This is a genomic window from Hymenobacter fodinae (assembly GCF_004745825.1).
Taxonomy (GTDB): Bacteria; Bacteroidota; Bacteroidia; order Cytophagales; family Hymenobacteraceae; genus Hymenobacter; species Hymenobacter fodinae.
In genome coordinates, this window is sequence record NZ_SRLA01000005.1 from 100,547 (window position 1) to 115,313 (window position 14,767).

General features: G+C 59.7%; 17 protein-coding genes. All 17 read right to left on the reverse strand.

Annotated features, from left to right (window positions below):
* Positions 1-36: 36 nt before the first annotated feature.
* On the reverse strand, positions 37-195 hold the full coding sequence (locus EU556_RS26365) for a hypothetical protein (RefSeq protein WP_210116338.1): 159 nt from the start codon (positions 193-195) through the stop codon (positions 37-39).
* Positions 195-1,319 carry a hypothetical protein gene (locus EU556_RS20725; protein WP_135436065.1) on the reverse strand — a complete coding sequence of 375 codons (1,125 nt, stop codon included), beginning with the start codon at positions 1,317-1,319 and terminating at the stop codon, positions 195-197. The genes EU556_RS26365 and EU556_RS20725 overlap by 1 nt, the downstream gene beginning before the upstream one ends.
* A complete protein-coding gene (locus tag EU556_RS20730) occupies positions 1,316-1,723 on the reverse strand; it encodes a hypothetical protein (RefSeq protein ID WP_135436066.1) in 408 nt (135 codons plus the stop codon). The genes EU556_RS20725 and EU556_RS20730 overlap by 4 nt, the downstream gene beginning before the upstream one ends.
* Positions 1,720-2,487: a hypothetical protein gene (locus EU556_RS20735; RefSeq protein WP_135436067.1), complete on the reverse strand. Its 768-nt coding sequence runs from the start codon at positions 2,485-2,487 to the stop codon at positions 1,720-1,722. The genes EU556_RS20730 and EU556_RS20735 overlap by 4 nt, the downstream gene beginning before the upstream one ends.
* A gap of 1 nt (position 2,488) precedes the next feature.
* Positions 2,489-4,162 carry a hypothetical protein gene (locus EU556_RS20740; RefSeq protein ID WP_135436068.1) on the reverse strand — a complete coding sequence of 558 codons (1,674 nt, stop codon included), beginning with the start codon at positions 4,160-4,162 and terminating at the stop codon, positions 2,489-2,491.
* The gene (locus EU556_RS20745) at positions 4,159-7,512 is read right to left on the reverse strand and encodes a tape measure protein (protein ID WP_135436069.1); all 3,354 of its coding nucleotides are present in this window, start codon (positions 7,510-7,512) and stop codon (positions 4,159-4,161) included. Before EU556_RS20745 ends, EU556_RS20740 begins: the two co-directional genes overlap by 4 nt.
* Positions 7,509-7,802, reverse strand: coding sequence for a phage tail assembly chaperone (locus tag EU556_RS20750; protein ID WP_449404976.1), 294 nt, complete (start codon positions 7,800-7,802; stop codon positions 7,509-7,511). Before EU556_RS20750 ends, EU556_RS20745 begins: the two co-directional genes overlap by 4 nt.
* Positions 7,803-7,822: 20 nt before the next feature.
* Complete coding sequence (locus EU556_RS20755) at positions 7,823-8,302, reverse strand: hypothetical protein (protein ID WP_135436071.1); 480 nt, start codon at positions 8,300-8,302, stop codon at positions 7,823-7,825.
* An 81-nt stretch (positions 8,303-8,383) separates the two neighbouring features.
* Positions 8,384-9,307, reverse strand: a complete 924-nt coding sequence (locus EU556_RS20760; RefSeq protein ID WP_135436072.1) for a phage tail tube protein — start codon at positions 9,305-9,307, stop codon at positions 8,384-8,386.
* A 9-nt stretch (positions 9,308-9,316) separates the two neighbouring features.
* Positions 9,317-9,724 carry a phage tail terminator-like protein gene (locus tag EU556_RS20765; RefSeq protein WP_135436073.1) on the reverse strand — a complete coding sequence of 136 codons (408 nt, stop codon included), beginning with the start codon at positions 9,722-9,724 and terminating at the stop codon, positions 9,317-9,319.
* Positions 9,721-10,104, reverse strand: a complete 384-nt coding sequence (locus EU556_RS20770) for a hypothetical protein (protein ID WP_135436074.1) — start codon at positions 10,102-10,104, stop codon at positions 9,721-9,723. The genes EU556_RS20765 and EU556_RS20770 overlap by 4 nt, the downstream gene beginning before the upstream one ends.
* A gap of 271 nt (positions 10,105-10,375) precedes the next feature.
* The gene (locus EU556_RS20775) at positions 10,376-10,726 is read right to left on the reverse strand and encodes a hypothetical protein (RefSeq protein WP_135436075.1); all 351 of its coding nucleotides are present in this window, start codon (positions 10,724-10,726) and stop codon (positions 10,376-10,378) included.
* Positions 10,723-11,202 carry a DnaT-like ssDNA-binding protein gene (locus EU556_RS20780; RefSeq protein WP_135436076.1) on the reverse strand — a complete coding sequence of 160 codons (480 nt, stop codon included), beginning with the start codon at positions 11,200-11,202 and terminating at the stop codon, positions 10,723-10,725. Before EU556_RS20780 ends, EU556_RS20775 begins: the two co-directional genes overlap by 4 nt.
* A 5-nt stretch (positions 11,203-11,207) precedes the next feature.
* Positions 11,208-11,582, reverse strand: coding sequence for a hypothetical protein (locus tag EU556_RS20785; protein ID WP_135436077.1), 375 nt, complete (start codon positions 11,580-11,582; stop codon positions 11,208-11,210).
* 54 nt (positions 11,583-11,636) lie between these two features.
* Complete coding sequence (locus tag EU556_RS20790; protein ID WP_135436078.1) at positions 11,637-12,617, reverse strand: major capsid protein; 981 nt, start codon at positions 12,615-12,617, stop codon at positions 11,637-11,639.
* Between the two features lie 220 nt (positions 12,618-12,837).
* Positions 12,838-13,587: a hypothetical protein gene (locus EU556_RS20795; RefSeq protein WP_135436079.1), complete on the reverse strand. Its 750-nt coding sequence runs from the start codon at positions 13,585-13,587 to the stop codon at positions 12,838-12,840.
* 15 nt (positions 13,588-13,602) lie between these two features.
* Complete coding sequence (locus tag EU556_RS20800) at positions 13,603-14,628, reverse strand: minor capsid protein (protein ID WP_135436080.1); 1,026 nt, start codon at positions 14,626-14,628, stop codon at positions 13,603-13,605.
* Positions 14,629-14,767 lie beyond the last annotated feature (139 nt).

Consider the following 14,767-nt stretch of genomic DNA (forward strand, 5'->3'; position numbering starts at 1 on the left):
GCTGCTCTATAAGTTTTGAGTAAGTAGCGGCGTTTGTCAAGACTGTGGCTGGGCTTCAGCAGGCGGCGCCACGAACTCTTTTCCCTGCTGGACCATGCCGCACACGACATCATCGGGAGCCTTGATGAACCCCTTTTGCTTGTTCGGCTGCTTTTGTACGATCACGCCGTCCTTGTCCAGTAAAACATACGCCATTATGCGACCTTTCTGATTTCAACATCGGTGTATACTTCGGTCCCGAAAGCTCCCGCAATGCCGTATCCAATATTGATCTGACCGCCTGAGCAGCGGTGTCTGATTTCAAACACCTTCTGTGCGTTGATCGTGAAACGGCCATTTACGTTGCTGTTAGAGGTGGCATAGCCCGAAGCTGCCCCGGAATAAGCGGCCTGACCTACCAGCACATCGGCCCCATCGGTTACGTTATACAGCTTGGCCCGGTGAGCATCGACACGGAAGGCGGGAACCAACCCTCTAACATCATAGGTGCCGGCTGGCAATGTAATCTGGTTACCGGCCAACGATGCGCCCGAAATTGAGTTCGTGATGATGGTATTGAGTGTGCGCGTCTGATCACTGCCCGATGAGAATGTGCCGCCGTTGGTGCCGGAAGTCTTTTGATCCTGCATGTGCAGCAACGGGGCAGAGTTGGCCTGGCCCGGCTGAACCGCCGTCGCCGCCAGCGCCAAATTAGCCGCGGTGTACGACGAGCTGGTAATCTCAAACTGTCCCGTGCTTTCCTTGTAGACCGCCCGGACGATGGACCCCACCGCTACGGCGCCAGGCGGCACCTGCACGCCGTTCATGCGGGCGCTCTTGGCCCCGAGGCCGTTCACGTTGATCGACATATTGCCCGTGGTGGTATAGGGCGCGAAATAGTAGATGGTCATGCCATCCGAGTAGCCCAGCGGAGCAGTCGGCAGCGTGACGGTATGCACGTTGACCGTGCCGGCACCCACGCCGAAGCCCTCCATGAAATTCAGCTTCTCGTCGCGCGTGACCAGGGCGCTGGCCGGAATGGACCCGATGACGTTTTTCACCCCGCTTCCGAAGTTGACCGCTGCGTTGCCGTTGCTCGACGCCAGCACCGCGTCACGGCTCAACGTGTTGGAGCCAGCGACTGCAACTGTCCCAATGCCGACTTCCCAATTCTGGACCAGGCCGGAGGCGTCCCCGTCGTTGATCTGGTACAACACCTTGCCGCCGTTGCCAGCTAAGGCAAAGGACTGAAAGCCCGCCTGCGCGCCCTGCAGGATGATCGGCCCGGGGCCGGTGGATTGTGTCGTCTCGAAGGCCCGATCGAGGATTTTCAGGGTCATGGTTTGATCTCCTTGCGGGTACGCATCACGGCGAGAATTTTATTGATGGTTTGTGCTTGACTGGTCATGCCGCCCGTCAGCGCCTGCATGTTGAGGACGCCACCCAAGCTGAGTGAAAGGGCTTCATTGACATTGGTAATAGCGTCAGCCGGCGCAATTTCCAGTGCCGTGACGCGGCCGGTCAAGGTGTTCAATTGGTTGAAAAAGGTGTTTTGAGCACTCACAATCGCCGTCAATTGCGTGTTGATTGCGGCAACGGTCGCCGCCGTCGCCACAGTACCGAGCGCATCAATGACCTCATCGACCTTGTTGACGATCATCATGATCCGGTTGGAGGCGTTGCCGTTTTGTGCCGCGCGGGCGGCAGGGGTCACGAAGACTTTCTTGTCCAGCTTATCAATCACGGCAGCAACTCCCTGACCCGAAACTGGCGGGTAAAGCGGTTGAAGCTGGTGTTCACGTTCGGCTGCATGGCCTCGATCTTGCCATAGATCGCGCTGAATTGTAAGTGGGTATCATCGGGCTTGGGCACCAGCAGCACGTCACCCGTCGCCCCGACGAGCTGATCCAGCGGGTACAGCTCGGCAAATACCTCGTCCTCGCTCAGATCTTCCAGCATCAGGTCAGCAAAGCGGCGCTTTTTGCGCTTCAGGCTGATGCTGTCGCCGCTGCTCGTTTCAAATTCCTGGCTGCCATCGGTGAAGCCATGCTGGAAGCCGTACACCATATTAAAGCTGGGCTGAAAGGCCTTGGCGATATAGAGCCGTCCCAGGTCGAGGTAGGCCGCGCCCGGATTGCTGATCTCGATGCGCCAGTACCGATAGCTGACCGGCTGGAAAAACAGGAAGAACAGGCTTTTGTCGAAGTGTTTTGTGCCCGTAATGAACGGCACGGCACCGCTGTCGTAGTCCGCGCCGCCCGGCGTGTTCGAGGCCGTAACGCGCGCCGTCGATCCGCTCAGGCCGCTGTGGCCCATGATTGCCACCACGTTGACCAGCTGCGCCGCGCCCAGGTCAATATTCAGCTCGGCTGCATCGCCCAGGACCCGGTACACTTCCTGAAGCGACTGACGCTTCAGGTTGCCCAGCACCAGATCCCCGGCGCCAGTCGGCCCCGTAATTGTCGCCTGATCGGACAGCGCGCCCGTAGCCAGCAGCATCCGTTCCATGTTACCCCCACAAAGTCAGCACGGTTTGCCCCGTGGCCGCGTTATCCGACACGCCGACAACGAGGAAATCCTTGCCCTCGTCCAAGCCATAGCGGTCGTACCGCAAGCGTACCACGTCGCCGAGGAAATAGCGATACAGGGTTTTATACACCGGCACTTGAAAGACCATGCGCTTGGTACTGTAGATGTCCACGAGCCGGTGCAACAGCGCCTCTGCATCGGCCTTGGTCGCCAGATTGGTTTCAAACACCCGCTCGGAGGCCAGGTTGTTTTTCTGCCGTACCGTTTCGTTGGCATAGGTCACGTAGCGGTATGGCTCGGTGACGAACGCCTGCACGTTTCCGTCCACGCCGCCCGCCAGATCGTTTTCGCTCTGCACGACCACGGCGGGCGCGTAACCGACCTTGATGCGCCAGGCGGGCGGGATGGTTTGCTGCAGGCGCAGACCAGCCGCGTCGATGTGGCGCACGGCGCCGGTTGCCTCGGCCGGTGGGGTTACGGCACCCGCGAACAACAGGCCTTGCCGGGTGAAGCTCCAATACGCGCCAGCCGGGTTCAGCAGGGCATCCAACACGTCCGAGCCGGTAATGTCAGCATCAATATACAGCCCCGCGCTGCCGGTCAGCACTTCCGCCAGACGGCCAAAGGAACCCTCGTCAATATCACCGCTGGATAGGGAATACACCCCGAGGCGGGTTTTCAGCACCCGCAGGGCAATATCGGTGCAGGACGTGGCGAAGCCGTTCAGGTTGTCGCCCTGCACGTCGGCCGTCACCTGACCGGCAGGAGTGGAGCCAAGCCGGATCAGACCGGCCGATAGCTGGGTGGCGTATTCGCTGGAGCCGGGGCTGGCCGTGGTGATGTCGGCGAAGTCGCCCGCGTAATCCAGCACAATGCCCCGATCGCGTACCTGATCCACGGCGGCAATGGAGCCGTCATGCACCTGGTAGACCTGCATGGCGTAATTGACCAGAACCGGGGCCACATTCTTCACCACCCCGTAGCAGAGCGGTTTTTGCATGCCGGCCAGTGTGGCGTCGCCGTCCAGATTGCCAGTGCCGCCATACACCCCGGCGCTCACCGGCTTGTCGGTTTTGGCGCGGTTGTCGCGCAGCGTCAAGATGATGCGGCTGTCGTCGCCCTCGATGTTCTCAATGGCGCCTTCAAAGATGGTGGCGAAGTCATCATAGCCAAAGCCGGGCGCGCCCGCCTTGACCACGACCCGCCGCCCCGACCAGAAATAGGCATAGAAGCGGTCCAGCTCGCCATCGGCATTGATGATGTCGATGCCGCCGAAAGACTGGCTGCCGCCGCTGAAACCGTCGCCGGAGAGGATGTTGCTGTCGAACTGCAGTGGATTGATCACCCGGCCGCGCCAAGTGCGGTTCGGGTCGCTGGCATCCGGCGCGCTGATGAAGCCCTGATCGGAGAGGCGTTCTTTCACCTCACCGCCCGCATACCGGACCAGCGTATCGCCCAGCGCCGTCACGCCGGGAAATACGCCGATCGACTGCAGCACGCCGCGCACGGTTTCGGTGAAGGGGTACAGCTCGACCAGGTACTGCAGCTGCACATCGGCCATTGCCGCCAACGCCGCAAACGGGTCGTGCGTGCCGATATAGAGCCGCTTGTCGAAGTCACCAAGGGCGTAGACGCCGGGAAACAGCCACGTCATGCGCCGACCGCCGCTTTATTGGCGAGGCGATAGAGTTCAGTGCTCTGCTTCTCGTAGGCCGCGCGCAGGGCTTTCAGCTCGGTCACCACCGCCTGATTAGTGCTGATGATGCTCGACGCTACGTTCTGGCCGCTGTAGCCCGATTGCTGGGCCACGGACTGCACCGAGGACTTGACGAAGCTTTCCAGCCCCGTGAAGTTCACGCCCGAGGCATACACGTCGCGGCCGACGCCGAGCAGGGTATTGGCCGAGGCCAGCAGGTCTTGCGTCACGGATAGGTCGCCGCCCTGCGCCTTCTTGAGCAGGCCGCCGAAACTGGATTGCGCCACGTCCAGCTTTTGCAGTGGGTTCAGGCTGGAATTGCTGCCCAGCGCCTGGCTGTTGAAGAAATTGTCGAACGCGGCCGTCAGCTGCTCGAACGAGGAAAAGCCCGCCTGCTGGGCCTTGATGTTGCCTTCCAGGGCGGTTTTCTGCTTGGCGTACTCGGCGTTGATCTTTTCCAGCGGGAAGCCCAGCTTGTTCGCCCACTTGAACATGCTGTCAAACTGGTCGTTGAGCGCTTTCATGGGCGCTTCCAGCGGATCGACCACCTTGCCGAGGCTGTCGTACCACTGGCCGAAGCCGAAAGCGCTGGATAGGTCTTTCAGGTTGCCGGTCCCGACCTTCTTGAGGATGGTGCGGAATGTCTCACTGAGGCCCGTCGTGCCGGCTTCTGCTTTCTTGAGCGCCGCCGACATGAACGCCGCGAGGTCGTTGCCGAAATTCTGCTCAGTGGCGCCGGTGCCGAGGCGCAGGCCGTCGCGGCTGCCCACGGTGGCAAACAGGCTGCCTCTGGTTTTACCGCCGACGCTCTTGATGAGCTGCTGATAAGCCGTGACCTGCGTAAACAGGTTGGCGAGGATCTTCTCGTTTTCGGCATTGCCGCCCTTGAGATTGCCGCGCCCGAACTGCTTGCCGTTGCTCAGGTCGATGCCGCCCCATTCGGCCTTATCGGATGGGGGAGCGCCACCGAACAGCCCGCCGACGGCCGTGCCGAGGAACGAGCCAGCCGCCGCGCCCAGCGGGCCACCCAAGCCGCCACCGATGATGCCGCCGATCGTGCCGGTGGCCGCGTTGACGTAGCCGTTGCGGTTGCCGAGGCCCAACAGGTTCGCCCCGATGCCACCCGCCAGACCGCCCGCGATGCTGCCGAAGGTGCCGGCACGGGTAATGAAGTTGGCGATGTTGCCACTCGCCTCCGCGCCGAAGCCGAGAGAAGCAGACAGGCCCAGGCTATGCGCACCAAGGCCCGCCGTCAGGCTTTTGCCTGCCAGAAAGGCTTTGCCCGCGCTCAGCAGTGAGGAACCGGTGCCGAGCAGGCTGAACCCGCCGCCACTGCCGCCCGAGCTGCCGAGCGTCTGGGCAATCGCTCCCTGCGAAAAGCCCGCCGCGCCCGCGCCGCCGCCGATCAGCGACACGACGATAGGGCGGATAGCGGCCTGATAGGTCAGGTCAGCGAGGAAGTTGACAAACATGGATTTGAGGCCGTCCAGCATCCGGCTGAACACGCTGCCGTTCTTGTCGAGGCTGAAGGCATTGCGCCACGTATCGGCGAAACTGTCGTCAATGCTCTTGGCGAAGCGCTGGAAGGTCTTGCCGGCCGGGCTGTCCAATTCGGCCTGCACCCGCAGCTTGTCCAGCTCGTCGCGGGCGTTGGCGATGTTCTTGCCGATGGCTTCCGTTTCCTCAGCGGTTTTGGCGAACGGGCGCAGGCGCTCCATCTCGGCAATGGTGTCGTATAGCCGCTCATACTCATTGCGCGACGACTTAACCGCATCATCCAGCTCGCCCTGCAGCTTCTTTTGCTCTTTCAGGGCTTCACGGGCTGCCTTATCCGCGGCTTTCTTGGCTTCTTTATCGACGTTCAGCCCGGCCGCGATCTTGGCGTAATCCTGCGAGATAGCGCGCCGATCGGGCGTGATGGCCTGGGCGAAGTCGTCGCCGAACAGGGCGCGCTCCCGCTGCTTGCGGGCGGCATTGGCCGCGCTGAACACGCTGCCGACCTCAACAGTAGGCGAGAGGCTGAAATTGGTGCCGTCATAGCCTGGAATGAAGCGAGATACTTCGTTGATCGACTGCTTGACCTTATTGATGGCAATGTCAATCAGGTTGACGCCTTCCTGAATACCCGCCACTAGGTAGTCAAAGGTGGTGCCGAGGCCGTCATAGACCATCTTGGCGCCCTCACCAATCCCGCGCAGCGCCATGCCGATGCCATTGGTGGCGCCGCTGGCAGCGTTAGCCTGTGCGATGACCGTATCCAGGCTGGCCGTCATCTGCTTGAAGCCCTGCGTCGCCGTGCGTGGGAATTGCTCAAATTCGGCGCGGACCTTCTCGGTCTGGTTCAGGATGGCCGCGAATACGTCGCTCGACAGCAGCTTGCCTTCAACCACAAGCAGGCGCATTTGCCCGGTGGTCACGCCCAGCTCATCGGCAATGGCTTTGCCCACGGCCGGGATGTTCTCCATAATGGAGTTGAATTCTTCGGCGCGGGTGTACTGGCTGGACAAGGCCTGACCCAGCTGCGTCAAACCGGCTTTCATGGCCTCGGGCAGCGCGCCGGAGGTCACGCCCAGCTTGGTCACCGTTTCGGTGAAGGCCAGCATGTCGTTATTGGTGGCCTTGATTTCCTCCCGCACGAAGGACAAGCGCTGCAGAATGGAAAGGCTGGTTTCCATCTCGCTGCCTGTGGCGGCCGAAATCTTCCGCAGCTCACCCATGACGCGGGTGGTTTCCTGCCCACTCTTGGCGATGCTGCGAATACGGGCTTCCATAACGGTGTATTCATCAGCCGCCTTTATGACGTACCGTGCCGCAAATCCAGCCACCAGATATTGATAAGCAGTTCTGGCCGCATCAATCGTTTTAGTAATTCGGCCTAGGTTTTCGTTAAGCTTCTCCTGCTGATCAGCCAAACGCTTCGCTTGCATCTCTGCTGCCCGCATGGCGTTGTCTGCCCGTTGCTGCGCTGCCGCTGCTGCTGCTGTAGCGGTTGCTGTCTTTTGTGCCTCAAGGCCAAGCCGTTTTTCTGCTTCAGCCAGTTTTGCCGCCCCCAGCGTAGCGCCCCGCATGGCATTATCGGCTTTGTTCTGTGCCGCCGCTGCCGCCGTCGTAGCAGCATTGACTTTTTGCGTTTCAGCGGCCAGGGCCTTATCGGCATTAGCTTTCTTGATGGCCGCTGTTTCAGCAGCTCTGGTCGATGCCTCGACATCCTTATTGGCTTTGCTGACATCATCCAGTGACCGCTTGATGACCCGTGCGCCGCTGTCATCGGCCTTGATCCCAACTACAATCCCGACATCGGTGGTCACTTCGGCGCATCCTTCGCTTCATGTTGCAGCAGCACGTTTTCCAGGGCGCGGATGTGGCTCTCGAACACGTCGAAGTCGCCGACATCGTAGCGCTGGGCGTACCGATCGAGGGAGGACCACGGTATCGGGCCGGCGACCATCCCTATCGGCCTATCATAGCGCAGCGAGTTGAAGGCGTCCAGATAAAAGCCGAGATGCGGCATGAGGCGCGGCTGATCGTCCAGCGCCTTTACCGTCTGGCCCTTGGCCCTGACAGCCAGTAGATGTTCGAGGTGCGGCCCCCAGCGCAGGTTCCACGCTAGGGCCTCGGTTAGTTTTTTTCCTCAGCCTCGTAGCGCTTGCGGAAATTGGCGGCATTGGCTGCCTCGGTGTCAAGCAGCTCGTACAGGTCAGGCGCGTCGATCAACAGCTGCTTGACTTCCTGTTTCGCGGCATCGTCGTAGGGGATAGCCTGGCCGTCTTGGGTTTTCAGGCCGACAATGATGGCTTCCGCGAACACCTGCCGGTTGCGGGCGATAAGCTCCGGATCGGGCTGGTCCTTCGGCTTTTCCTTGGCTTCCTTGCTTTCCATGTATGGCACAACGGTTTCGCGGAATGCCTTGATGAATTTCTGGTTCCGGCTGTGGCCGCGCAGAATGGTGAAGGTGCCGTAACCCTCAACCTCAATGTCCACGCCCTTTTCGGTTTCCAGCACGGGATCGGTTTCAAACTTGTCGCGCAGGCCGGAAATAAACGAGCCGAGCAGATCTTGCGCGGCTTGGGGACTGGCTTTGTTTTTCTTGGTGGTCATGGTGTGCCTCTCGGGTAAAGGGTGGCGCTTCCCGACCCGATCAGGAAGCGCCATAGAAGTGGCGTCGGGTCGCCATTCGGTTTAGGCGGGGTCGCGCGTGATCTTCATGGCGCAGTCTTCCGTGGTGTCCACTGTAGCCGTCCAGCTCATGTTGGCCATCACGTCGCTGTTGTTGCCGCCCGCGACCACCTGGCCCGCCGTGAACTTGATGCGCGGGAAGTAGATGGTGTAGCTACCGGTTTCAGGATCGTTGAAGGTCAGCGTCAGGCTGGTGTATTCATCGGCCAGGAACTTGTCGTACAGGGCGCTATTGTTGAAATAAGCGTTCAATTCGCCGGTGACCTCGAAGCGGCCCAGGCCGATACCGTCCGTGAAGCCGGAGCCGACGACGGGACGCAGGCGGTTATTGTTGGTGCCGCTGAGGGACACGCTCATCACCGATACCGCGCCGATGCCGCCGCCCAGCTGGATCGTAACATCATCCGTGGCGCGGAAGAAATCGCCGTTGTCTGGGTCGGCATAGGTAGCGCCCGCAACGGCGGCGTTAGCCGACGTGCCCTGCTTGCCCATGAAGCCAAAGCTGCCTTCGGCCTTGCCGTTGGCCGTCAGGTTCAGGCTGAAGGTGTTGACGACCGCACCGGTGATGCGGTGGTAGCGAAGCCCAGCGCTGGTGATAAACTTGTTCTCGAAGGTGAAGGACTGCAGGGCCGTACCGTTTTTCAGCACGTCGCTGGCCCAGGTGCTGCACATGAAGCCTTCCAGCAGATCATCAAAGCTGCCATAGGAAAACTCGATGGGCAGGTCAAAGCTGGCGTTCTGGCCCGAGGAAACGGCTGCCGGCACGTTACGGTCGGGGCGCATCTCGTCGCTGATGAGGAATTGCTTTTCCGGCGTCAGGGTCGGGACACCCGTGGTACGTACTTTCTTGAAGCCCGGAGTGGCAGGCGTGACGCCGTAGCTCGCTTCCTTGACGTAGGCGGTCTGGGTTTGGGAACTGTCGGTCATCGCTTGCTCCTATGCAATGGTGTCGTATTCAAATTCAGCCTTGACGTTGACATGATACCAGCCCGTCGAGGCGTTGCCAACCTCATTTAGGCGCACGTCGCGGAAGGAAATGCCCTCGACACGGCCGAGACGCTGGAAAATCGCTGTTACCTGATCGGCCAGCTGCATGGACTTGATCTTGCCATTGCCGAAAGGGGTGAGTATCTGGACGGTGACCAGCCCTTCCCGGCGAAACTGATTGCTGCCGGGGCTGCCGACGCTGGCCTGATAGCCCATGCTGTGTTGCACAGTCAGGCGAACCCAGGGCACATCGTTTGGCGTGGTAAATTCCACATCGTCATAGGCGACCGGCGTGCGCTCGTTCCACTCATTGGCAAAATGGGCATTGATCGCGGCGGCGGCGGCTTCGTAGCTCACTTCGTCCCTCGTTTCGCGGCAGCTTCAGCTTGTCGTTTCGCAAGCATGACGCCGATTTCCACGAAGTTGACCGGGGCTTGCTGGGAGCTGCCTTCATTCAGGCGCTCGATGTATGGTAGGCCGTTAGAGACATACAGCACCTTTTCCTTGCCGGTGACGGGGCTGTCCTTGTAATCCTGCCGCGTAGTGCTTTCGGTCGTGGTCAGGTCTGGCGTATCGGCACTCAAGTTCCAGTTGGCGCGCGCCGTCCCTTCAGCGACCGGCGTGGCGGTGGCGATGTTGTCGGCGGCACGAATAGCGGTTTGACGCATCAAATAGGCCTGCACGTCATAGACCTTGTGCTTCATGGCGGCGGCGATCTGTTGCTCGACGGAGGTCATTTCAGTGTATCCATCAGCCGACGCTTAAGCAAGTCGCAGCCAACCATCCCAGTGAATGTATCATGGCTCATTCCCTCACTAAAGGCAGTCTCAAGAAAGCCATCTGACCTGATTGCGATGATCCCAATAGCGACAAATTCACCGCTTTTGGCTCGGTTAAGCCCGCTGGAAAGCATGGCAGTTTCGTCAGAGTATTTTTCCTGACGAGATGAAAACAGGTAGACCGGCGCTCCGCCATTTTTCATCGTGATCTTGCCGATCCTGCATCCCGTCATCGCCGCACCTGCACCTTGCTCAAAATCAGCGTGTCGCCCGGCTGGACGACCTCAATGGTGACGATAGCATATTGGTCGTCGCCATCAACAATGATTTCCTTGGGACTGACCGCGCCGGCCACCAGGCAGCGCTTGTCGCCGCGTCGGATGATCTCACCGTCAATCTCGCTGTCCTTGTAATCGGTAAACACGGCCTTGACTGTGCGCGATGTGTCCACGGCATCGGCCATCGTGTGCGTCCGAGGATCGTAAGCCCCCAGCTGACGGTTTAGCAGCGTGATGTCGCGGCCAAACTCGGCAATCATTTCCTGGGCGTCGGTGACAAAATCGTTGTAAAACTCGCTCATACCCGCACCACGGGCACATTCAGGCCGTTGGAGGCCAGCAGCGGGGCCAGGTAGCCGGACACGGCGGGGCGGATCGTCGGGCGCTGTCGGGCCTCGAAAAACTCGGTTTCCAGCACGTCAACCTTCTTACGCTTGACTTGCGGGGTGCTGCCTATGTTCGGATTGAGGTTGCCTGATAGCGCATCAAGGGCCAGCTCGGCGACGGCGCGCTTCAGGGCATCGGGAATGGTTGTGCTGTCGTAGGCCAGCGAATAGCGCGGCCACGAGAGCAGGGTAGAGGGGATGGTTTTGCCAACGAAGCGCGGCCCATACACCTGCTCGATATAATCCGTGGCGCGGACGATGGCGGCTTGCTTTACCACATCATCGCCCGTCCAGGAGCCGTTGCCGCGCAAGGAATGATAGTCGTCGGCGTAGTCCACGCTGATCAGCGCGTTCGCCTCATCCCCATTCAGACCCGTCGCGGCAATGAACATGGATATTATTCCTGTGGGACCAGAGCAAGAAAATCGGCTTTCTTGGTCACGCCATCGTAACCAATGCCTTTCTCGTCCAAGTAAGCTTTGATCTGCGGAATGGTGCTTTCATTGGTCGGAACGCCATCAGCAGCTTCTCCGTCTGCGCCCTGGTCGTCACCTTCCAGCTCAGCCGCGACTGCCAGCGGGTTGCGCTCTTTCGTGCCAGGTTCGCCGCCATCGGTGGCACGAACGGCAGGCGGATTAGCGTATTGTGATTTCAAGGTGCCGCGTTCGCTGCCATCTGCGCCGCCTTGATTTTCAGCCGCGTCCAGTTTGGCTTGTCGTTGGTTCAGGAACTTTGCGCGTTCAGCACGCACATCGACTTGATTGGTGGTCATGGTACTTACTCCATAATGAAAGAGGAAAAGGAAGCCGGGCGCACCGGCTTCCCATTAAGCGATTTTGTGGATGAACTTGACGATACCGATGTTTTTCTGGTTCGTCTTTGGGGTCCACTTGTTGATGGTGGCCAGTTCGGCGTTGGTCGCGTTCGGCGGGCTGGTCGTAGCAACCGAACCCGTGAAGGAAACGCCGGTTGGCACGAACATGAAGCGCTTGCGCGATACCAGGTATTCCTGACCGCCATTGATCAACGCGTTGCGCTCAACTTCCTGCGGGGTTTTAACACCGCCCTCACCGAACAGAACCGAGCCTTCCGCAAACAGGTAGGACGTGTAGATGCCCGTGCCGGCATCGTAGGTCATGGTATCGTCTTCGATGATGCGCAGGCTGCCGTAGTAGTCGCCGGCAAAGGCTACACCGTCTTGAGGCGGGATTGTGCTGATCAAGCCCTGCTTGCGGAGGGCGGCAACCGTTTTGCTGTGCATACCGACAGCCGTCAGTTTCTTGCGACGGTCGCCCAGCAGTGTTTCGGCGTCAATGAAGCTGTCGGCATCAATGACGGCAGCGGCACCCGAGAGGCTGGAAATGTCCAACACGTTGGCCGTAACTGCGCCAACAGCACCCGCCATAACCGAGAGCAAGGCAGACGAATAATGACGGTCCCAGAAGGCGGCCACGCGGTCGGCAATCAGGCGCATCGGGTCGTTACCCAGGAAGTCGGCGACCAAATCCGTCGAACCCCAGCTTTCGGCGCGCTCAAGCACTGGCGCCTTACCCGAGCCGGTAGTGACTTTACCGACGGTCAGGTTAGTGCCTTCCTGCATAATCTGACCAGAGCCAGTCAGGTCATTGAAGAACGGGAAAATGACCTCAAAACCGCCTGCATCCAGCATAGCTTGCACGGCGGGGTCAGTGTTGCGGCGAATAATGCCGGACTGATAAAAGGCATTCGTCTCGATCGACTGTTGGGTGATGTAATTGGAAACATTGGTCGGAAAAACGCCAATGTCGGACAGTTGGGTGATAGCCATGGAAAACTCCAATAGAGGGAAGTGTAATGTGAGCCGCTTCCTTATTGGCGTCGCATCCCGCTATCCAATGCCGCAACGGCCATGAAACCGTGTCATTCAGCAGCATCCCGCTGTCCGAAAAGGCGCTGTGATCATCCCGATCAGGCGCAACATGCGGCTATGATGACATGAAAGCCAATGACGTGCAAGCATTAAAAAAGCCCCGGTGAAGGGGCTTAATCTATTTTCCGGCAGCCGCTTTAAGCTGCGCCGCTTTGCCCGGGTCGCTTATCTCGATCTCGGTTTGCTTGGTCAGGTTAAACCCTTCTTTCGACCACGGATTGTCCTTGTTGCTGTGGGGCGCACCGCCCGGACCACCTGATCCACCGCCGCCATTGCCCGGCGCCGCCACGTAGTGCTTGCCCATTTCAGTGCCAGCCCAAGCTTTCAAATGATCGGTGACCGGCATGTTTTCGATGGTGACAATGGCCTCGTCGCCTTCGTAATCAACCTTTACCTTTTCCTTGAGCATGGCGCGCACGGCAGGTGCAAACGGGGCAGCAATGCCAGCGTCGGCGATAGCGGCATTGAGAGCAGCGTCACTGTACTGACGGTCCAGCTTGGCCTTCAATCCGTCCCGTTCGCCGGTTACTTTATCCAGCGATTTTTTGTGAGCATCTTCTAGACGGGCGCGCTGGTCGGCAAGTCGCTGATCAACATTCCCACTGCCACCGTCTTTGAGGCGGTTATATTCCTCAACCGTGAAATCATCCGGCAGACCAGCCAGGCGATCTTCTGCCGCTGCCGCACGGGCATCAGCCGCCTTTTTCTCGTCGCGCACTGTGGTAAGCGACTTCTTCAACCCGACCACCTCAGGGTGACTGTCGATGCCCTCGACGTTCAGGTAAAACTTGCCGTCCTTTTCGGTGTAGGCGGCTTTCAGGGCTTCATCGACGCCATCGAGCGTGTCGATTACAGATTTCAATTTCATTCATCACCTCTCGGGTTAGGTTTCGCGTTTCCGCAGTTCTGCCAGTGTATAGGTGCGGCCGGATTTGTCAACGAACTTGTCCAGCGGCGTCCCAGCGCGGAACAGGCGGGCGCGCTCGACACCCAGCACATCCTCCTGAAACGCGATGGACTGCTTTTTCAAGAAGTCGGCAAAGGTGGTCTGCGACGGAACGGGGCCTATAATTGAAGCCCGGTCGCCGCGCTCATCATCCTCGAAATATGCCACCAGGATCGACCGGCAGCGGAAATGCGCCGGCAGCACGGGGGCCTTGCCCAGCACGTACACCTTGCCGTCGCGGCTGGCACAAATAAGCGTCGTGCGGCTGTCCAGCGTCGCCACGTACTGCACCTGATCAACGATGTCGGCGTTGGCCTGGTACACTTCCATTCGGGCGCGGTTTTGCACATGCGCCACGGCGGTACGGGTCACAGCCTCGGCATCGCGTCGGCTGATCTCCAAGATGCCGTCCTGGTACTGCCGCGCTCTGGTGCCCCGGATGCGGCGCACAATCTGGTCGGTGGTTTCGTTCTGCGTGATGCCCAGCCGGATGGCTGAGTGGATGCGCTTCACTTCGTCCTGTCCAAGGCTCTGGGCGAAGTCGCGCAGCAAACGGCCCTGGAACGGTTGGCTCGTCACGATGGCCTTAAGCTGCGCATTGCTCGGCAGGGCCAGCGTGTGCGTCACGCCCGCGTTGGCGGCCAAGCGAACCTGAAAATCAGCCTCGTACTGGCTGAACTCTGTCAGCTCATCGGTCATACGGCTTTCCAGCACCGAATACACCTCGCCGCGCTTGGCGACGATCTCATCCAGCAGTTTCTGCAGGCGCTTGGTAGAGGCGGGTCCAAGATCAAAGCCGCGTTGCTCAATCCCCGCCAGCCGACCAGCAATCAGCTCGATCAGATCAGCTTCGCTGTCATTGAGCAGGCCGATGATCTTGCGCAGTACGCCGCCCTTGTAGCGCTCCAAGAACACGGAATGCTTGATCTGGGCTTCCAGGATGCGTTCATTGATGGTGGTCATTTCCTGCGCCTTTTGCCTTTGCGGTCCGGCGCGTCATGACGCTGTGAGGTCAGATGGAAATAGTCGCAATTCGGACACAGATACACGACCGCGATTTTATGGCTGCGACGCATGATGCCATTGGCCCGCTTTTGCGCCT

Bases quoted from the DNA above. Each gene is read 5' to 3' on its own strand.
- EU556_RS26365 (WP_210116338.1), bottom strand. From the start codon at position 195: ATGGCGTATGTTTTACTGGACAAGGACGGCGTGATCGTACAAAAGCAG.
- EU556_RS20725 (WP_135436065.1), bottom strand. From the start codon at position 1,319: ATGACCCTGAAAATCCTCGATCGGGCCTTCGAGACGACACAATCCACC.
- EU556_RS20735 (WP_135436067.1), bottom strand. From the start codon at position 2,487: ATGGAACGGATGCTGCTGGCTACGGGCGCGCTGTCCGATCAGGCGACA.
- EU556_RS20740 (WP_135436068.1), bottom strand. From the start codon at position 4,162: ATGACGTGGCTGTTTCCCGGCGTCTACGCCCTTGGTGACTTCGACAAG.
- EU556_RS20755 (WP_135436071.1), bottom strand. From the start codon at position 8,302: ATGACCACCAAGAAAAACAAAGCCAGTCCCCAAGCCGCGCAAGATCTG.
- EU556_RS20760 (WP_135436072.1), bottom strand. From the start codon at position 9,307: ATGACCGACAGTTCCCAAACCCAGACCGCCTACGTCAAGGAAGCGAGC.
- EU556_RS20770 (WP_135436074.1), bottom strand. From the start codon at position 10,104: ATGACCTCCGTCGAGCAACAGATCGCCGCCGCCATGAAGCACAAGGTC.
- EU556_RS20775 (WP_135436075.1), bottom strand. From the start codon at position 10,726: ATGAGCGAGTTTTACAACGATTTTGTCACCGACGCCCAGGAAATGATT.
- EU556_RS20780 (WP_135436076.1), bottom strand. From the start codon at position 11,202: ATGTTCATTGCCGCGACGGGTCTGAATGGGGATGAGGCGAACGCGCTG.
- EU556_RS20785 (WP_135436077.1), bottom strand. From the start codon at position 11,582: ATGACCACCAATCAAGTCGATGTGCGTGCTGAACGCGCAAAGTTCCTG.
- EU556_RS20790 (WP_135436078.1), bottom strand. From the start codon at position 12,617: ATGGCTATCACCCAACTGTCCGACATTGGCGTTTTTCCGACCAATGTT.
- EU556_RS20795 (WP_135436079.1), bottom strand. From the start codon at position 13,587: ATGAAATTGAAATCTGTAATCGACACGCTCGATGGCGTCGATGAAGCC.
- EU556_RS20800 (WP_135436080.1), bottom strand. From the start codon at position 14,628: ATGACCACCATCAATGAACGCATCCTGGAAGCCCAGATCAAGCATTCC.